The 19054-nt window shown below is 36.6% G+C and carries 19 protein-coding genes; 6 read left to right on the forward strand and 13 right to left on the reverse strand.

All coding sequences use genetic code 11. The features are described 5' to 3' along the window. Nucleotides 1-36 precede the first annotated feature (36 nt). Nucleotides 37-918, reverse strand: a complete 882-nt coding sequence (locus BMSHG_RS00980) for an NAD-dependent epimerase/dehydratase family protein (RefSeq protein WP_019152559.1) — start codon at nt 916-918, stop codon at nt 37-39. Between the two features lie 259 nt (nt 919-1177). Between BMSHG_RS00980 and BMSHG_RS00985 the strand changes: the two genes are divergently transcribed. Both BMSHG_RS00985 and BMSHG_RS00990 read left to right on the forward strand, forming a co-directional pair. Then, on the forward strand, nt 1178-1864 hold the full coding sequence (locus tag BMSHG_RS00985; RefSeq protein ID WP_019152560.1) for a response regulator transcription factor: 687 nt from the start codon (nt 1178-1180) through the stop codon (nt 1862-1864). Beyond that, the gene (locus BMSHG_RS00990; protein WP_019152561.1) at nt 1857-3149 is read left to right on the forward strand and encodes a sensor histidine kinase; all 1293 of its coding nucleotides are present in this window, start codon (nt 1857-1859) and stop codon (nt 3147-3149) included. Before BMSHG_RS00985 ends, BMSHG_RS00990 begins: the two co-directional genes overlap by 8 nt. A gap of 328 nt (nt 3150-3477) precedes the next feature. On the opposite strand, the gene BMSHG_RS00995 is transcribed toward BMSHG_RS00990, so the two are convergent. Beyond that, entirely contained in the window at nt 3478-3855 is a 378-nt protein-coding gene (locus BMSHG_RS00995; protein WP_019152562.1) for a VOC family protein, read from the reverse strand. 355 nt (nt 3856-4210) lie between these two features. Between BMSHG_RS00995 and BMSHG_RS01005 the strand changes: the two genes are divergently transcribed. Next, a complete protein-coding gene (locus BMSHG_RS01005) occupies nt 4211-4942 on the forward strand; it encodes an alpha/beta fold hydrolase (protein ID WP_019152563.1) in 732 nt (243 codons plus the stop codon). Between the two features lies 1 nt (nt 4943). Further along, nucleotides 4944-5990, forward strand: a complete 1047-nt coding sequence (locus BMSHG_RS01010; RefSeq protein ID WP_026073281.1) for an ATP synthase subunit B — start codon at nt 4944-4946, stop codon at nt 5988-5990. Between the two features lie 99 nt (nt 5991-6089). On the opposite strand, the gene BMSHG_RS01015 is transcribed toward BMSHG_RS01010, so the two are convergent. The 4 genes from BMSHG_RS01015 to BMSHG_RS01030 form a co-directional block, all read right to left on the reverse strand. Next, nucleotides 6090-6803, reverse strand: coding sequence for a GDSL-type esterase/lipase family protein (locus BMSHG_RS01015; RefSeq protein WP_019152565.1), 714 nt, complete (start codon nt 6801-6803; stop codon nt 6090-6092). 69 nt (nt 6804-6872) lie between these two features. After that, on the reverse strand, nt 6873-7895 hold the full coding sequence (locus tag BMSHG_RS01020; RefSeq protein WP_019152566.1) for an acyltransferase family protein: 1023 nt from the start codon (nt 7893-7895) through the stop codon (nt 6873-6875). 253 nt (nt 7896-8148) lie between these two features. Next, nucleotides 8149-8778, reverse strand: coding sequence for an alpha/beta family hydrolase (locus BMSHG_RS01025; protein ID WP_019152567.1), 630 nt, complete (start codon nt 8776-8778; stop codon nt 8149-8151). Nucleotides 8779-8824: 46 nt separating this feature from the next. After that, nucleotides 8825-9601 (reverse strand): SDR family oxidoreductase, encoded by a 777-nt coding sequence (locus tag BMSHG_RS01030; RefSeq protein WP_019152568.1) that lies wholly within the window; start codon nt 9599-9601, stop codon nt 8825-8827. A gap of 336 nt (nt 9602-9937) precedes the next feature. Here BMSHG_RS01030 and cyoE point away from each other — a divergent pair, with 336 nt between their 5' ends. Next, nucleotides 9938-10861, forward strand: a complete 924-nt coding sequence (cyoE, locus tag BMSHG_RS01035; RefSeq protein WP_019152569.1) for a heme o synthase — start codon at nt 9938-9940, stop codon at nt 10859-10861. A 44-nt stretch (nt 10862-10905) separates the two neighbouring features. Here the strand turns inward: cyoE and BMSHG_RS01040 are convergent, their stop codons facing one another. From BMSHG_RS01040 to BMSHG_RS01060, 5 genes are all read right to left on the reverse strand, one after another. Then, the gene (locus BMSHG_RS01040; protein ID WP_019152570.1) at nt 10906-11436 is read right to left on the reverse strand and encodes a DinB family protein; all 531 of its coding nucleotides are present in this window, start codon (nt 11434-11436) and stop codon (nt 10906-10908) included. A 42-nt stretch (nt 11437-11478) separates the two neighbouring features. After that, on the reverse strand, nt 11479-14865 hold the full coding sequence (locus BMSHG_RS01045) for an SCO7613 C-terminal domain-containing membrane protein (protein WP_019152571.1): 3387 nt from the start codon (nt 14863-14865) through the stop codon (nt 11479-11481). Nucleotides 14866-15036: 171 nt separating this feature from the next. Continuing rightward, complete coding sequence (locus tag BMSHG_RS28100) at nt 15037-15249, reverse strand: SRPBCC family protein (protein WP_148346782.1); 213 nt, start codon at nt 15247-15249, stop codon at nt 15037-15039. A 32-nt stretch (nt 15250-15281) separates the two neighbouring features. Beyond that, nucleotides 15282-15479 (reverse strand): SRPBCC family protein, encoded by a 198-nt coding sequence (locus tag BMSHG_RS28105; RefSeq protein ID WP_019152573.1) that lies wholly within the window; start codon nt 15477-15479, stop codon nt 15282-15284. 86 nt (nt 15480-15565) lie between these two features. Further along, nucleotides 15566-15799, reverse strand: coding sequence for a hypothetical protein (locus BMSHG_RS01060; protein ID WP_019152574.1), 234 nt, complete (start codon nt 15797-15799; stop codon nt 15566-15568). Nucleotides 15800-15946: 147 nt separating this feature from the next. Here BMSHG_RS01060 and BMSHG_RS01065 point away from each other — a divergent pair, with 147 nt between their 5' ends. Next, nucleotides 15947-16996, forward strand: a complete 1050-nt coding sequence (locus tag BMSHG_RS01065) for a M42 family metallopeptidase (RefSeq protein WP_019152575.1) — start codon at nt 15947-15949, stop codon at nt 16994-16996. 50 nt (nt 16997-17046) lie between these two features. Here BMSHG_RS01065 and BMSHG_RS01070 read toward each other — a convergent pair whose 3' ends face one another. Next, nucleotides 17047-17973, reverse strand: a complete 927-nt coding sequence (locus BMSHG_RS01070; RefSeq protein WP_019152576.1) for a dipeptidase — start codon at nt 17971-17973, stop codon at nt 17047-17049. After that, nucleotides 17970-18824: a D-amino-acid transaminase gene (dat, locus tag BMSHG_RS01075; protein WP_019152577.1), complete on the reverse strand. Its 855-nt coding sequence runs from the start codon at nt 18822-18824 to the stop codon at nt 17970-17972. Before dat ends, BMSHG_RS01070 begins: the two co-directional genes overlap by 4 nt. Nucleotides 18825-19054 lie beyond the last annotated feature (230 nt).

Raw genomic sequence — 19054 nt, forward strand, 5'->3', positions numbered from 1 at the left:
TATAGCGTATCGATTTCCTATCTGTGAAGGTTTGTCTTATTTACTTTCGTTCGCAATCTCTTCCACTAATATTGGCAACCATTCATGTAAATTTGTGAATGAAAAACCTTTGTCAAAAGCTTTCTTATTTGACATATACCAAGATTCTGAGATTGCATAAGGTGAATGAATATTTTTATCTCCATTTATCGTCACTTGCGCTGTTTTCCCTGTCTTTTCTTCAATTAATTTCATTAACGCTTCTAAAGATATTTTCCCATTTGCTGTAGCATTAAATGGTCCTTCCACTTTCGTATCCCCAGCCCATTGTAAAAATCGTGCAGCTTCCTCTGCTAGAATAAATGACATTTCAGCATCCATATTCACAAACCCAATTGGTTCACCTTGCGCCACTCTTTGGACATGAAAATGTAGACGACGTGTGTAATCATCCGTTCCCATTACAATGGGAAATCGAACCGCCACGACAGGGAATTTTGCATACTTAAAGAACACGGCCTCTGCCTGTCTCTTTCCTTCCCCATACGTAAAGTCTTTATTTTTGTCCATGTGCATCTCATAATGATATGGATCAAAGTCCCCTTCATGCTTTTCTTTCCCATCCACCGTGTACGTTGATAAGGTTGAGGTGAACACAAGCTTTCCAATTTTGCCATTGAAAATTTCACAAAACTCATACGCCTCATTTGGAGAATAACAAATATTATCATAGACAATATCAAAATTGCGTCCTGCAACTTTCTCAGCAAGTTCATCTTTATTTGTCCGATCCACTACAAGATGTTCCACCTTATCTCCGAAGGGATTCCCTGATTGACCGCGAGTGATAATCGTGACTTCCTCTCCATTCGCAATCAAAAGCTCTACTAATTTACGACCGAAAAATCGTGTTCCACCTAGTACTAGTACTTTTTTCATATGGCCATTCTCCTCTATATTCGTTATCCAGTTATCTATTTCTTAAATACTCTTAAAATTCCTTCTATTACAGTAGCGTCTAAAAAACTTTATGTCAATCAAATGAATGCTCCAAATGTTAGCTCTAGCATTAGAAAGAAAACTGGTGTCCATTTGTCAATCCCATTCTTTTAGGCTATCATAGATAAAAAATTTCCCAAAATCACTAAGTTCGTCCTATAATCAAGCTATTAACTATTCAATTTAGGAGAGTTTACCATTGAAACTATTAATTATAGAGGATGATTCCTACCTTTCAGACACGATTAAAGAAACGACTGAGAACTTGTTCGATGTCGAACAAGCCTTTGACGGCGAAGAAGGGCTTTATTTAGCAGAACAAAATATTTATGACTGCATTATTCTTGATATCATGCTTCCACATATGAATGGCTATGAAATCCTTCAACAATTACGAAAAAAACAAATCTTTACTCCAGTGGTCATGTTAACCGCAAAGGATGGAATTGATGATAAAATTCAAGGATTTAAGGTTGGAGCCGATGATTATTTAGTCAAACCCTTCCATCGTGAAGAGCTATTATTGCGCTTGGAGGCAATTGTTAGAAGAACCGGAGCGGAATTTAGAGAAAACAGCCTTTCTTTTAAAGAGTTAAAATTAAATGTTATCAATAGAACAGCCTCTATCAAAGGGGAACTTATTAAATTAAACGGAAAACAATTCGACCTGCTTGAGTATTTAATGAACAATAAAAACACGATTTTAACGAAAGAACAAATCTTTGATCGAATTTGGGGATTCGAGTCAGATACTTCTACAACAGTTGTTGAAGTGTATGCTAGTAACTTACGAAAAACCTTGAAGCAATATCATTATGATCACTATATTAAGACCTTTCGGGGCTTAGGTTATATGCTATCAGAAAATGGTGAAGGAAATGGGTAAAAGACAAATATTCAAAAGACAACAAATCAATTTTATGATTCTTAATTTAATTGCTTTTACAATTATTTTTTCTATATTTGGAATTATCGTCTTCAGCCAGGTTCAACGTACATTGTTCTCACAAACGGACGAAGAGCTTATGCGTTTTAAGGAAATGTTGGAAGAACAAGCTGTGACTGAATTCAGACTACCTAGCTCAAATATGAATCTCCCACCTAATGAAAGATTAAGAAATGAACCAAATCCTCGAATTATCGTCTTAAATTGGAATAGTTCTGGGAAAATCATGAATGAAAATCGAATGGGTACGTTGTTTTATGAAAGTTATTTACAAGATTATCAATTAGATACCAGTACAGTAGATACGATCACGAATATGTCCGTTAACGATGCTTATAATTTCCGTTATCTATTATTTAAAGACGTCAACGAAAATGATGAGATTGCCTATACTCAGTTAATGATTAATATTGATGCTGAAAAAACAATCATTGAGCATTTTGGAGAACTTCTTATCATATGCTCATCTATCTTTATTATCCTGTCCATTTCAGCTAGCTATTTTCTCTCGAAAAAAATGATGAATCCGATCATTCATTCTTGGAATAAACAAACAGAATTTGTTGAAAATGCTTCACACGAACTTAGAACACCGTTAACCATTATCCAAAACAAATTAGAGCTACTGCTCACTAACCCACATGAGAAGATTATGGACAAATTTGAGAACATCGCACTCAGTCTATCTGAAACCCGGAGGCTAACCAAGCTTACAACAGATTTACTGACATTAGCACGAGCAGATGCTTCCGAAACAGAACTTGTTAAAACAGCGATCATGGTGGACGACTTTATTGAAAAGATTTGTGAACCCTATATTGAAATTGCTGAATCTCAAAATAAGCACTTTTCATTAAATTTAAATACTAAAACAACCATAGAAGCAGATGAAACTCGACTTCATCAATTATTCGTCATTTTACTTGATAACGCATTAAAATATACTGGTCATGGTGACTACATCAAAATACAATCATCCGTTTCTGATAATAAAATCGTTATTGATGTAATGGATACAGGAGTTGGCATTAAAGAAGAAAATAAAAATCTTATATTTGAACGATTCTACAGAGAAGATCAAGCTCGTTCTAGAGAAACTGGCGGCAGTGGACTTGGACTTTCCATTGCTCAATGGATCGTTAAAAAACATAATGGTTCCATTTCAGCGTCACAAAATCATCCAAAAGGCACGACTTTCACCATAAAATTACCGATTCAAGGATAAGAAATCACGAAATTAGTGGTTTCTTTTTTGTTTAGCATAATACGTCTGATAGGTAAAGAGGAAGAGATTAGACTGTAACGTCACTGTTTATTGATACCTACGCACTATTTGGAGAAAATTCAGATTCTTCGAAAGGATAAGCCATGCTATGGAATTACAAAAAACAACAGAGAAAAATAGTAACAGAAAACTGCGCAATAACAAGGGTCTGTCAGGCAGCGTTTTATCGTAAACTAAAAGAAGTGGATAAAGATAATTTACAATAATTAGAAACATTTTTTACAAGTGACCCTCATTCCTCGAATCGTTTCTATCCCTCTTCAAGGGCTTATTTTGATGTAATTCTTAAAAAATAGCCATCTGGGTCTATTATTTTGAATCCTCTCATCTCCCAAGGATACTGTTCCACTTCAACTTCGATTGGATAATTATATTTACAACAACGTTCATACACCCTCTCTAGTTCATCGACGACAATAATGAATTCAACCCCCTTCCCCTTCATATTCACTTCCGTGTTTCTACTAAAATAATGTTTTTCATCAAGAACACTAACTGAAGTTACTAATAAGGAAAAACAATCATAATTAAATCTTCCAGAACGTTCATTTCTTCCAAACAACTGTAAACCAATAATATTTTGATAAAACGTTAGCGATTCTTCAATATCTTTCACATATAATTCTACTCTAAAAAGTACGGTCATCTATTTCTCCTCCAATTCTTTTTGAATATATTGCTTAAATTTCACCATAGCTATAATGTCAAGGAATGAACCGATAGACAAAATCGTAAACCCCCATTTCTAACCTACCACTTCTCAATAAGAAATAAAATGCCTGATTTAGGGAGCGAAAAGTACAGTCACACACTTCTTGTATAGCCATAACCGTGATATAAGGGTAAAAGCCGGCTTCTAGGTTTTTACAAATAACCACAATCTATACAAAAAAACAGAGTTTACTAAAATTATATTGACTTATAACGTAATTTTTATTACTTTTAAAAGTAACACAACATCTATCAATTATTTAGTAAATAAATATAGGGTGGGATATGAAATGAATATTCGAACAGGTACAGTTGAGCATGATGGAGTAAACATACACTTCACAGAGGTAAACCGTCATTTAGAAGGAACACCTTTCGTTATCATTCCTGGACTTAGTGAATCAGCAGACGACTATACCCCTTTCATTGATATGCTATCTCCAAGACATACGGTTATCATCACACTTCGAGGTCGTGGAGCAAGTAGTAGTCCGGAAACAGGCTATACACTGTCAGATCATGTAAATGATATTTGTGCGATTATCCAGCATCTAAATTTAGAAAAATATGTTCTTTTTGGCTTTTCAAGAGGCGTCTCATATACGATTGGGTTTGCTCTTCAGAACACAACTTCTTTAAGAGGCTTAATCATTGGAGATTATCCTGCGATACATAGTGCGTTACCTCCTGGCTGGGCAGAGTTTTATTTAACACTTCCCCCTTGGAGAGGAAAACCTATTCTTGAGCGCATAACGAAAACAGCCTTAATTGGAATCGAACGAGATTCTTCTGAAGTATTCTTTTGGGAAGAGTTGCATAACATTACTTGTCCCGCACTAATTATTCAAGGGGGGATGAAAGGATCCATATTATCTTCTGAAGATGGAAAGAGATACTTGAAAAATTTGCCGAATGCGGAATGGACCGTTTTCAAAGAATCAGACCATAATATTTTTGAACCAGATGTGACAACATTCATTGAAACGATTGATAATTTCCTAATAAATAAAGTAGGTGTCTAAAATCGATAACATTAAATTGAATGTCCCCTTGTTAAAAAAGAGAGTACCTAATCTAACCAGTGCCGCCCGATCTGTAGGATTACGACCAGCTACAGTTTCAAATTTGTGTACGGGGAAAATTCCAGTTGGTCGATCTGAGGTTCGCACTCTTGTAGCTCTTGCAACATTAGCAAAATGTAGTCTTGATGAACTCGTCATACGTAATGAACCAATAACCATTCTCGAAACAAAAATTAAAGCAGTGGATTTATTTGCCCCAATTGCAAAAGGTGGAACAATTGGTCTCATTGCCCGTCCTGGAATGGGCCAATTAGTATTACTTGGTGAGATGTTACATCGATTTAAGGAAGATAACTATGTATCGATTTTATTCAAACCTAAAGGGCAATACCCTGAACTTGCTGATTTGCTAAAAGATGTCGACCATATTACAAACTCAATTGAAGAAACTTATCATTTAATCTGCGAATTGGCAACGAATAACAATGAAATCATCTTAGCAACAGACAGAGAGCATGTAATCTCTGGGGAAATTTTTGATTTACAAAATCGGATACAACTTCAAAATGTTGAAGACGTTACAACCTTTCTAGTTGATTTAAAAGGGCAAGTAGTCGATGAGGAACTTCCTTATGGTCCGCTCGAAACGCTCTTATATTTTGATGCCGACCTAGCTGCACGAAACTTGTTTCCAGCGATAAATCCCATCTACTCCACGTCTTCTGTATTAGAAGGAAATCATCTTGACGAATTCCATTTTTCCATACAGCTGCATGCTAGAAAACTGCTCCGTAGATTTCGCGAATTACGTTCATTGGTTTCTGTAAGAGGGATGGAGAGTCTCCCCTCATCAGAGTTAGAAATCTATCGCAGAGGAGAACGTCTAGAGGCATATTTAACCCAACCATTTATTATTGCCGAAGATTACACAGGCAGAACTGGAGAATCAGTTCGACTAGTTGATGCTATAAATGATGTCCAAACGATTTTGAGTGGTGGATTGGATGCAGAACGAATCGAGAACCTCATATATATTGGAAGTTTATAGTAGAATGAGCCAACACGATTCTAGTATGGTGCCCCTCTTGTACGAGCACGGATGTAGCCATAAAAAGAAGTCTTTAGGTTAGCTGAAAATAGCTAGCCTTTATTGTTGCACTTCCAATGACAATAATGAATCTGTCACACGTTCACTTAAAAGATCATATCCTCTTTCATTTAGATGGAGAGAATCACTAAAGTATCGTTTTTTGTCACGATTAATAAACAAATCTGCTGTTGGGATAAAATAGGTTTGTGGAAAATTTTGCGTAACTTTTTTAATTCCTTTATTCCATTCTTCAATCGTTTCGTAAATCTCTTTTTGATTTTCATATTCAACGTACGGATGATAAAGTCCTAATACGATAATCGGGGCAAATGGATTAGCGTCTCTCAAGACATGAATGATTCGAAGTAGATGCTCCGTGTAAAGATTTTTCCCTTTCGATAGCTTCTTATAAGGAAGAGGTTTGAATACATATTGAGCACTTTGACGAAAATCATTTGTACCTACATAAAGAATAATATAGTTTGCCTCTTCAATGTTCTTAACCACTTTTTTATTTTGTAAAAGTTTCAGAATATCCATCGTTGTATATTTCGGGACTCCGAAATTAGAAATATGAACAGATGGCAGGCCCTTTTGCTCCATTGCCACTTTAATCCTTTCTACATAGCCCTTCCTCTCCGGATCACCTGTTCCATATGTAATGGAATCACCAAATGCAACAATTTGGAGTTCACGACTTGCAAGAAAAGGCTTTGAACAAATTCCAAATATTATTGTCATAAAGATCATGAAAAAGAAATATTTTTTCATAAAAAAGACCCCTAATAATTAGTTATTAAGAGTCTACCCTTGTCGGGATGTATACATGTAGAATCATCTTCACATTCTTCTTTGTTTGTCTCCTCCATCTACTGCATACTTCTTAGAAAAGCCTACCTTTAGTTCAATTAATGGTTGAGCAATCTTTCTAATCCATTTGCTTGATAAGAAACCTGTTAATAACAATGATAAAAAGATTAGAACTACAATTTGCTCAGATTCACTGAGAACTCCCTCAAACTCACTTGTTCGAAAGTACTTCACAAAGAAACCATGTAATAGATAAACATAGATAGAGCCTGTTCCCCATTTTGTAAAGAAATAATGGCGTCGCGGAACAAGTGCTAAAAAGCTCAACGTTGCTAAAAGGGCGACTGCATAAACACCTAGACGAATAAGACCGCCATTAATTTCGTACTCGTTCACGATATCATATGGCTTGGAACCGAATAACCATCTATATTCGAAAGTTGGCGACACATAAACAATAAGAAAAATGGCGAGCAAAACCCCTAGTGATAAGTAACGAAATTTAATATGTTTGACTTTTTCGAAGTGCTCCTTTTTCAAATAATACCCAAGGAGAAAGAATGGAAAAAAGACAAACGTTCGCGACAAACTTAAAAAATTGCTAATTTCATTAAAATAACCCACTAGAATTCCTAAACTAACAGCCATTACCAAGGATACGGCTGGTTTCCATTTTGCAAATACAAATAGCATCACATTCCAGCAAAACAAACTCATCAAAAACCATAATGACCACTGTGGATTTAATGGATTCAGAGCCGTAACACTTTGATCCATAAGAAAATAGTAGTAAAGAGAGTATATTCCTTGGAAAATCAAGTACGGGATAATCAATTTTTTCGTTATTTTAGTGAAGTATCCCTTTTGATGGAACCCTTTTGCAAAAAATCCTGATATTAGAATAAATGCCGGCATGTGAAATGTGTATAGAGTCGTGTATATCGTATAAATAAATTTGTCTTCATGAATATAGGACTGGATTAAATGGCCAAATACAACGAAAAAGATTAGGAAAAACTTTGCATTATCATAGTAAGCTTCTCTATTTTTCATATTCAACCTCCCAATTTAACTTTTATAGACTACCATACCCCATTTCTATCCGTCTATAACTTTCGAGAGGTTGTATTCTTTATTTGACCTTTTTAATAACACTGTAATATTCATGTAATGAACTAACAATTGTATGACATCTTTACAGAGAAAATATTATTATAAAATAGCAATTTTCGACATATTTCTCTGATGTAAAAATCAATTCACGCTTTAGTTTACATAATATTATTATCGTATAATTTGTCGATTTTTATATAAAATCGTCTATCTTTCTCACAATATCGGAAATTATTTCAATTGAAGCAAATACATCATTGTTCAACTCTAAAGCATGATCTCCATTCTCAATAATGTGAAGTGCAAGATTTGTCCTGCTATGCAAAAAGGACACTCTCTCCTCTATATAGCACGGATCCTTATCGCCGATAAATAGCAAACCACGATTTTTAGTAATTCTAAGACTCTTGTATACATCCTCTCTTTGAAGTAAAGGGGTTTGCCACACAACTTTCGCTGATTGAAAAAGTGGATTTTCTAAAAGATATGGAAGAGCAATGGTTCCCATTGATTTAGCGACTAAAATATAATGCTCGTAATCCTGCTTCTCTATGATGTGATGAATGACCTTCAGAATAGCATCTGTAAAGTCTCCCTCCTTTAAATTAGACATTTCTTCCCTTGAGTACTTGTAGTTCACTTGTAAAACATCATAGCCTTTCGAAGCTATGATACTTGTCGTGTAGAAAAGTAGTGGTGCCTGGTTTGTATATCCTAATCCAGGTAGAAGTATAGCTAAAGTGTTCGACTTTTTTTTGTGACTGAGATATAAAAATGGAATACTTTTCCCAGCATGAGCCATTGTACCATTCAACCGATTCACTTTTTTTCACCCCATTATTTAATGACTTGTATAGTTTTTTCGCCCATTACAACGCCTTTGTTAAGCCCCCATCCACTAATATCGATTGTCCTGTGATATATGTATTTGCGTCAGATGCTAAAAATACAACGGCTTTTGCAAATTCATTTGGCTGTCCGTATCTTCCAAGCGGAATCGTACTTTGGGAAGACTTTTGCAGTTCTTCAAGACTTATATTTTTTTTATCTGCTTGTTGCTGATCGATTTCGATAACCCTGTCAGTGGCAAACTTACCAGGACCTACTGTATTGATCAAAATATGGTCTTTGGCCAATTCCTGCGATAAACTTTTAGCAAGTCCATTTACACCTGCTCTTAATGTATTCGATAACAATAAACCTTCTATTGGCTGTTTAATCGAAATGGAGGCTACGTTTACGATTCTTCCTTTTCCATTTTTCCTCATAATCGGGAGCACTTCACGAATGGTACGAATATAGCTTAATAACGTTAAATCAAACGCTTCATGCCAAGCTTGATCATCCAAATCATCAAAGTTACCACCTCGAGGACCACCACAATTATTAACTAAAATATCGATCGTACCGTATAAAGTAACCGTCTTTTCCACTAATGCCTTAATCTCAGTAGATTTAGTAATATCACAAACTTGGGCATGGACCTCGCCACAAGCTTCTTCCACAACCGCTTGAAGAAGCTCTCCATCTCGACTCGTAATCATCACTCGTGCACCTTCACGGGCAAATTCTTGGGCAATCGCCTTTCCCAATCCTTTACTTGATGCAAGAACTAATACTGATTTGCCATTTAAACCTAAATCCATCATTCATTCCCCTTTCTTTTTCTCTATTCTACACTTTTTTCCAATCGTTTTAGAAATAAAACGTTTACAATTCCATTTGATAAAAAGTTTCCTCGTGGGGTTACGCTAGTCTAAACGATAATTCATTCATTTACTGCCCGATATTCCATCATTTTGCTGCTCTCTCATTATTGGCATTAAGCCAAAAGCGACCACTTTTCTCTCATTTCAGGCATGGTACTTAATTTATTTGCAGAATGATGGTAAAATAGTATTGCGATCACAAGGTGATTAATATCACACGACGTGTAAATTGACATCTACATTTTCGAAATTTATTGTAAAGGACTACTTAAAGTGATAAATGAGAATCATAGTACACTGGCGATTCCAAAACGACCTTTGTCCAAAATTATTGCTGCCACTGTGAAGGCAGGCATTATTAAATCGAACTTAATTCCGATGTTTGCAGGTCTAACTCTTTCGATCTTTACGTATCATAAAAACTTGATTGAGATATACCCAAACGTCATTTATGCTTTTATCGGAACTACATTGGTTATCGCTGCTGCTGGCGCCTTCAATAATCTCTATGACCGAGATATTGATGCGATTATGAAGCGGACTCGAAATCGACCAACAGTCACCGGAGAAGTTTCTCCCGTAGCGGTATTTTTGCTTAGCATTGCGATGACAATTTTAGGAATCGGCATTCTCGCTTTGGCGACACCATTAGCTGCTCTTCTTGGCTTTCTCGGGCTGTTTTTTTATGTCGTACCATACACGATGTGGTCCAAACGAAGAACCATTTATAATACGGAAATTGGCAGTATTTCTGGAGCGATGCCGCCATTAATCGGATGGGCAGCGATTCATCCTGATATCACTCATCCCGCTATCATTGGTTTATTCTTTGTAACAGTTATATGGCAGATGCCCCACTTTTACGCAATTGCGATTCGCAATCATGAACAATATGAAGCCGCCAACGTACCGATGCTCCCTGTTGTTAAAGGGGTTAAAAGGACTTATACACAAACGAATATTTATCTCGTTATCATGATTGCCATGAGCTTTTTGATTGGGACGATAAGCCTTGGCCTTATGCTTGTAGCTCTTATCTTAAGTATAGGCTGGCTCATATTAAGCCTGTATGGTTCGAAAAAAATGGATGCGCATAAGTGGGCAAAATCGATGTTTATTTATTCCCTGCTGCATATGACCATTCTTTTTTCCACCGTAATCATTTACTCATTGATGGGCATTTTCTTTTTTCAATAAATCATTTAAGGGCGCCCCAGTTTATTCGACTGAGCGCCCTTTTTTCACGATTTTCTATTCAATATCCCTAAGTATTCTACCCACGGACCAACATCGACTCGATATCTTTCAGCCATGACCCTAACCATTTGCGCAATATGTGTTAAATCATGAACAGCCCAAGTGGAAATAAGTTCTCTAACCTTGACAACACCGAAAGCTGGATGATAGCCTGTTACTTCCAATTGAACATCGGAATCAACAAGCGCTCTTAAACGGCCAATGTTTTGTGATCGAATCATTTGAAATTCCTCTAACTTTTGTTGAAAACCAACTTCCTTTTTTTGTTGCAGATGAGCAAATCGATCAAATGCTGGAAACGGCTTATTTTCACCTTCCTGCAGAATAAATTCTAGCCGTGGGATCCAATTGCTTCTCTCCCCTTCAATGAGATGGTCAACAATCTCTGTAATATTCCAAGTCCCTTCCCCTTCATCACAAGTCAGCCAATTTTCAGAAAGACCTAGCAGGAAAATTGGCAATGTTTTAGGTGTCCTTTCTAAAATCTCTATTGCTTCATATAATTTGAAATTCATCACTCCACCTCCCCAATACTGAAGATATGCAATAAAGCTTTACTATTTCCATAATTTCCACACGCCCATGACTTTTTCCTTTAAAGTTGAAATGAACGTCGCTTCTCCTCTCGCTGCTTTTTGCTTATTCCATTCATTAGAGCTCGCAACCGCAATTAATATCGTTCCTGCGATAAGCAAGTAAGCCCACCAAGGGAGATTTCCCCAAAAAGGACGCGTCTGCATGAACACATTTAGCAAAAGAACTCCTGTACCAACAAAGAAATACGACTTAGTCTTAAAGAATACCCCAGCAAGAATCGATGTTAAAGATAGACTTCCGAGAATGAGAGCATCATAGATCGTCGACGATTCCAAGCCATCGATAACGAGGAAAACAGATACTGCTAGAAGGATTCCCCATTGAAGGTAATTTGTGATTCTTTCATAACGTCCTTTCATACAAAGTCTTAGGTAGATGGATAAAAGGACAAATGGCAAGGCATACACTTCTGCTTCTAAGCGTTCATGGACAGAGATCTCAGAAATGATGGCATAGTACGGTTGCAGCAAATACGCTCCTGCGATAAAAGTTGGAGCCCACTTGTATTCACTTGGAATTCGATTTGTTTGTAACCAGACAGTCAAAGCAATTAGTAGGCCTGGAATAATTTTGATCCATAAATATGGTTGTTCAAAGCCATAGATCGTTGCAAAAAAGAGAACGGCAAATATGGTGTACACATCAAGAGTAGGAATTTCATTCTCCTTCTTTTCGTAAAAGGCAGGATAAAACCATTTCCCTGCTAAAAGGAAGACCATGCCAAAGACAGCCAACGTAATTATTTCATTTATTTCTCCAAATGAATGATAGGCTAAATACTGTCGAACAGCCGTATAAATAAATAGGATTGGGATTATCGACAGCATCCTCCACTTCGACAAATGTAAAACAACTAATATACCTACAGAGTAAAAAATTGAAACGATAAAGATTAAGGTTGTATAAGGATAGATATTCAGGAAAACCATGGTGCCGACTAATGAAAAAGGAATAAAGTAATATAGTATTCTCTTTTTATAAGGCTCATTTACAAAATACCATAGCCCTGCAATTACGATGCTCGTTAAAGAAAATGCGAATTCTTTTTCAATCGTTTCCAAATGAGCAATGGCCGCCACGAATGTAGCAAAAATCATCGTAAATGCGCCATATAAAAAGAACTTTCGTTTCCATTCACGCTCTGCTAATATCGTACTGACGCCATATATGATCAATGCGATTAAAAAGCTCCAAATTGCCTCATTTCCATGAACAAATAGAGTTAGCAATAATCCTAAAGGCATATAAATATGTCCGATTAGGCCAAAGGCCCGATATATATTTAGATCACGATTTTTCATCATGAAAGAAACGATAAAGAGAATAACTGCCCCTATGATAGCGAATAGAATCCAGATTTCCCCTATCGACTCTAACAGCGAATAATATGTCATTAACGTCATGCAAGCTATCAAATACGGTACTAATTTGTTCTTTGTGTAGACATATAACCAAGTGTACATCGCTACTCCACCTGCAAATAAGAGCGTTTGAAACCACTGCACTTGAAATGGAATGACCGCTGTGGTTAGAAGAGCAAACGTATAATACACAAGAGATGTGTAAAAATGATTTCTTTTCAGCTCTTTATCTTTGACGATAAATAAGACTCCTGTAACAACTAAGCTCGCAAATAGAAAGTGAAAGGCAGGTCCAAGCTGTTCGGAGTAAAATCGTGAAGCTATTTTCCACTCTTCACAAAATGCCCAAATAGCTAATCCTAACGATATGGGGGCCAACCACTTTGCAAAAGGACGGAATTCTACTCTTGATTCCTTCGTTATACTTATGATAGCACTGACGTATATGAATAGGAGGATAATAGCCACCTCCCACCATGCATACATCGTCAAAGAAGCATATGCGGCAATCGCCATGTAAGCCCATCCTATATCTCTTGCAGGTTGTTTAATAAGTTCAAAAATCCTAACATTTATGTAAAGACCAAAGCCAGCAAACATGACGAAGCCGATTAAAGCAACAAAGATCATAAGCGGAGACACCGTTATCACTTCATCAACCAGTAATAAAGCTTCGAACATAACAACTGAGATGAACACTGCGCTTAAATAACGGAACAATAATTTTTTCGCTACATGGCTCAAATATAAAAAGTTACCGCTGATCGCTATATAGCCGAACAATAATGGAATTGATGGTTGACCCAAATTGATTAGAACTGCCTCTAAACTAATAAATAGAAAAGCAAGACCTGACACGATTGCACTTGTGAGCATAAAAATCTTTTTCCAAGGAAATTGATCGTCTAAGACAAGTGGCACAAGTAAGAAAACAAATCCGATTAATGCATAGAGAAAAGAACTCATCTCAGCGAACATTGAAAACTCAACAAATCGGAAAACACCGTACACGAGCATTGCGCTAAAGACAAAATGGAATTCCTTCCGACCACTTACATAGACCATCGATAAATAAATAACAGCTGTCACGATTAGATTGAAGCCGAGATACATGCTCGAATGGAAAAGTATGAGCATTAGTACGGTCGTTAAAATTAAGTTTGCCTGCGCAAAATTCGCAAACTCTACCATAAAAAGTTTATATGAATCCTTCTTTTTTATTTGATGATACAGATATATGGTGAGCGCTTGAAACGCCATCATCCCAAGAAAAAAGCTATCTTGACTAAAGTTTAATGCTGCAAACAAATAGCCTACCCCTACTGTAAACGTAATATAGGTAAACCAAACAAATAATCTAGATCCGAGCTTATTTGCTAAAAGAACATAAATCGGAACGATGAGTAAGCAACTAAACATCCCAAACAGATTACTACCCTCTCCATTGATCGACCAATAGCTTCCTAGAAGTTCAAACCAGGCTACTGACAAGAAAAAGATCGGTAAAAATAGACTCCCGAGGATCAGAAAGGCGAAAGCCGTTTTATCAATCTTAAGTACTTTCTTCGATACATACGCAATTCCATAAAACAAAACGGAAATTAGTCCAATAGAACCAGCTTTTGTAATACTAGACATCGTGTCCCAATTGCTTGTAGCTACATACAAACCTCCAATTAACAAAAGGATAACCCCTAGGTTTAGAAGCCAAGTAATATTCCGTTCTCGTATTTGATCTTCTGTTTTTTTGATAATAGGTTTCGCTTTTAGCGGCACGACCTTTTTTTCTACTTTTGAAATTAGTGGCTCTTCTGATTTAGGTTGCGGATCTACTTTTTCAACCTTTTCTTCTATATCCACATAATACGCTTCATGTGCTTTAACTACTTCTTCATAAAGATCAGAAGAAATATAACGATTTACTTTCAACTTCCAAAGTTCTTCTTGCACAATCTGTTTCTTTACTTCTCCCGATAGAGGTTTCATGCAAACTCCCCTGCCTTATTTTAGCTTTTTTACTATATTTTACTTTTGGTGTAATTTTACACTATTTAAGAAAAAAAGCAATATATTTTCAAAAAAAAACGTAGAGATTCATGACTCTACGTTTTTTGCTACTATATAATTTTAAGAGATCGTCTTGATTTCTCCAGTTGATTATCGATGATATTGATGAATTCGAGCTGTCACTTCTTCCTTAAATTCATTTGTGATTTTAGGAGGATTTGATTTCAACATCGGCTTTATCATCTTCGCTAATGTTCCTGTTGCTTGTAAATCAAGACTAGCACTAATAAATGTACGATTACTCTTCAAGCTTTTGGCTTCAATACTTCCGTGCCCTGTAAATCCTTCGTTATTTCCATCCACTTGAAAAGTCATTCTTTTAGGTGCATTTTTACTTAAAATATGGACCTCGAACTCCAATTTTTTTTGATAAAACCGAAGTCTGTCGTGAACACCCAATTTGACTGCTTCTCGTTCATAATCTCGTGACTTACATACCCTGGAACAAGCGGTCCCCAATGACCAAAATCCTCCATATATGACCACACCCACTCAAGTGGTGCATCAATGATCATGCTGTAAAGCTTTGCCACGTATACCCTCTCCTCTTTAGTCTTTCGAAAAAGATTCTCGTTATTAAGGGTATTCAGCAAGCTTTGTGAACATGACTTTTGTGAGCTTATGTATTTTTTAAGACCATCAATAGACGGTTGTTTCTCGTTTCCTTTTCCTCATCAGTCGCTAAGTCATATTTTTTCAATAAATGAAAGACATCATTCAAAATATGTTGTGAATGTTCTTCACGAAAAAAATTCTCAAATAATGACTTTATTTCCTCAGGTAAAAATGGAGACTGTGCCTCAAATTTAGTTTTTACATCTTCCAATGAATGGTCAAGCTTGCATTCACCCATCCAATGACCTCCTTAACTGTATTCTTCATCCTCATTCTACCTGTACAAAATGAAGGAATCAATCTCCTATCAGGAATTTTCTTACATTGTCCATTTAATTAATGGTATGATGATAAAGATATTAAATCTATAAAGGGGGAATCAAGTTTGTCCTATCCAAATACGACAGAAACGATGAATCTTTTACAGGAGCTTGTATCCATTCCAAGTCCTACTGGAAACACCAATGAAGTTATTACATACGTCGAAAAATTTCTTCAAGAGTTACAAGTCGATACATATCGCAATCGCAAAGGTGGCTTAATTGCGACATTACCAGGAGTAGCTACTTCAAAGCACCGCATGCTAACAGCGCATGTAGATACTTTAGGTGCGATGGTGAAAGAAATTAAACCGAGCGGTCGATTAAAGCTTGATTTAATTGGTGGCTTTAAATATAACTCCATTGAAGGAGAATATTGCGAAATTGAAACGAGTTCTGGACGCCGATTTACAGGTACAATTCTTATGCATCAAACCTCTGTTCACGTTTATAAAGATGCAGGGAAAGCAGAAAGAAGCCAAGACAATATGGAGGTACGCATTGATGAGGTCGTAAAAAACGCTGAAGATGTTCGAAATCTTGGCATAGAAGTCGGTGATTTCGTTTCTTTCTCTCCAAGAGTTGAACTCACTCCAAGCGGATTTATTAAGTCTCGTCATTTAGATGACAAAGCCAGCGTCGCCATCCTATTACAATTAATTAAGCATTTCAAATTGAATGATATTGAATTACCTTATACTACCCACTTCCTCATTTCCAATAATGAAGAAATTGGCTATGGCGGTAACTCCAATATCACCCCAGAAACAGTTGAGTATTTAGCTGTAGATATGGGAGCGATGGGGGATGGACAATCAACAGATGAATACACGGTATCTATTTGTGTCAAAGATGCTTCTGGGCCTTACCATTATGGACTTCGCAAATCCTTAGTGAAGCTTGCTGAAGAGCATAATATTGACTACAAGCTTGATATTTATCCGTATTACGGCTCCGATGCGTCGGCTGCTATTCGCTCTGGCCATGACATCGTCCATGGATTAATCGGACCTGGAATCGATTCTTCCCACGCATTCGAACGAACTCACCAATCCAGCATCGAAAACACAGCAAAACTATTGCACCACTACGTGCTTTCAGAAATGATTCGATAAACATAAAAAGGATCCTCTAAACCATTTTTGGCTTACAGGATCCTTTTTTCTTATCTCGGCAAATTCCGAAGAAAGTTTTCTGAAGCAAAGCCCCTTACTTCATCCTCTGAATAGTGTTTTAGTAGCTCATTAATTAAGTTTTGTGCCTCTCCTGCATGTGCTAATCGAGGAATTTTTATATCGATTCCATCAAAATCAGAACCAAGTCCAATTTGTTTAACTCCGCCAAGTTCACAAAGATGCTCAATATGTCTAATTAAATCAGCTATTGTAACTGTACCATCTTTCTTTACAAAACGAGGATAGTATACAACATGAACCAATCCACCTTGCTTAAACATCTCTTTTGCTTGAGAATCAGTTAAGTTCCGAGGGTGATCACAGTACTTCTTCGTATTCGAATGACTAGCAATCGGATATTTCGCCACTTCCATTACATCCCAAAAAGCTCTTTCACTTAAATGAGACACATCCGTAAATAAACGATGTTCATTATTGAAATGAACGATTTCTTTTCCAAAGGCAGTTAAACCTGCTCCTCTCGGTTCTCCAGCACCATCGGCTGCCAAATTGGCATTATTCCACGTTAAGCCAACAGAGCGTACGCCAAGTTGATAAAGTATTTGGAGCTTAGTTAAATCGTTGCCGATTGCATCTACTCCCTCTAAAGTAAGAATGGCTCCAATTTCTCCGTCTTTTAAATGAGCTAATTGTGACCAGTCCTTAATATGTTTAATATCTTCGTTTTTCGCTAACACTTCATCTTGAAAAAGCCTGACCTGCTCCAAAACAATGTCAAAAAGATGATTTGACCTTAGATTCGGATCAACAAATATCGCAAAACCTTGTACCTTTACATTTCCTTCTAGAAGCCGATTCTTATTGACATCAAGATTAGAATCCGTTTGAAAAGACATTTTTCCTCTCGATTCCTCAAGCTTCATCAAGGCATCACAATGCATATCGACGATGTTCACTTCATCACTTCCATTGCTCTTTTCTTGAGCTCTTGATAATGGATGTAAAGCTTATTTGTGATGTCTCCAGGCGAACCAGTGCCGATGTCAGCACCGTCTATTTTTACAATTGGAAGGACCTCTGCAAGTGTGCTTGTCATAAAGACTTCATCTGCTTCTAAAAGTTCCTTTACAGTAAAGTTTTTTTCCACAAATGGAATATTTAGCTCTTCAGCTGATTCTTTCACAGCCATTCTCGTAATTCCTGCTAATATATGATTGCTCAGTGGTGTTGTAATTACTTTTCCATCTTTCACCATATATATATTTGAGCTTGTTCCTTCAGTGATATGGCCATCTCTCACCAGTATTGCTTCAAAGCACCCTGCTTCCTGGGCAACTTGCTTCGCTAAAATATTCGGTAATAAATTTAGGGATTTAATATAGCATTTCGCCCATCTTTCATCTTCATGTGTAATCGCATGAACGCCTTGAGCTCGATATTCTGTGCGCATAGGTTCCATTTCTTTTAAGGTCATCGAAATTGATACCGGTACTTCAGGGAATGGATGGTTTCTTTCAGCGATACCTCTTGTGACCTGCAAATACACTTTTCCATTTTGCATTTGTGACTTTTCAATACCTGAAAAAATAATGTCACGAAAATCGGCAAGTGTTTCAGTAATGGGTAGTCGAATCGCTTCACAGCTACGAATCAATCTTTGTAAATGCTCTTCCAACATAAAAGGATGACCATTATAGCATTGAATGACTTCATATACGCCATCCCCGAATTGATGTCCCCTTTCTTCAATCGGCACCACCAGCTCATCCAATTGAACGAATTTTCCGTTAATATAACCTAAGTTCATTTTCAACTCACCCTTCTTCTATGTACTTATCATTCATACTACTAAAATACGCCTTTTTCTGAAAATATGCTATAAGCAATTTTTCTTAGTCACGATCACATATTTGAAAAATATTTTCAAAATCTCAATGCTTGTCCATACCAAACTTCGAATATCGCATACTATATATTACTCACAACCCATCTACTCCTTTTTGAAAGGAAGCACCTAAATCGTGCTTCCTTTTTTTC

The sequence above is a fragment of the Robertmurraya massiliosenegalensis JC6 genome, from assembly GCF_000311725.1.
Classification (GTDB): domain Bacteria; phylum Bacillota; class Bacilli; order Bacillales; family Cytobacillaceae; genus Robertmurraya; species Robertmurraya massiliosenegalensis.

Coding starts and splice junctions, on each gene's coding strand:
- BMSHG_RS01005 (WP_019152563.1), top strand. CDS start 4,211: ATGAATATTCGAACAGGTACAGTTGAGCATGATGGAGTAAACATACAC.
- dat (WP_019152577.1), bottom strand. CDS start 18,824: ATGAACTTAGGTTATATTAACGGAAAATTCGTTCAATTGGATGAGCTG.
- BMSHG_RS01030 (WP_019152568.1), bottom strand. CDS start 9,601: ATGGATTTAGGTTTAAATGGCAAATCAGTATTAGTTCTTGCATCAAGT.
- BMSHG_RS01020 (WP_019152566.1), bottom strand. CDS start 7,895: ATGAAAAATAGAGAAGCTTACTATGATAATGCAAAGTTTTTCCTAATC.
- BMSHG_RS01045 (WP_019152571.1), bottom strand. CDS start 14,865: ATGAAACCTCTATCGGGAGAAGTAAAGAAACAGATTGTGCAAGAAGAA.
- BMSHG_RS00995 (WP_019152562.1), bottom strand. CDS start 3,855: ATGACCGTACTTTTTAGAGTAGAATTATATGTGAAAGATATTGAAGAA.
- BMSHG_RS01060 (WP_019152574.1), bottom strand. CDS start 15,799: ATGGGTGAATGCAAGCTTGACCATTCATTGGAAGATGTAAAAACTAAA.
- BMSHG_RS00980 (WP_019152559.1), bottom strand. CDS start 918: ATGAAAAAAGTACTAGTACTAGGTGGAACACGATTTTTCGGTCGTAAA.
- BMSHG_RS00990 (WP_019152561.1), top strand. CDS start 1,857: ATGGGTAAAAGACAAATATTCAAAAGACAACAAATCAATTTTATGATT.
- BMSHG_RS01015 (WP_019152565.1), bottom strand. CDS start 6,803: ATGAAAAAATATTTCTTTTTCATGATCTTTATGACAATAATATTTGGA.
- BMSHG_RS01040 (WP_019152570.1), bottom strand. CDS start 11,436: ATGAATTTCAAATTATATGAAGCAATAGAGATTTTAGAAAGGACACCT.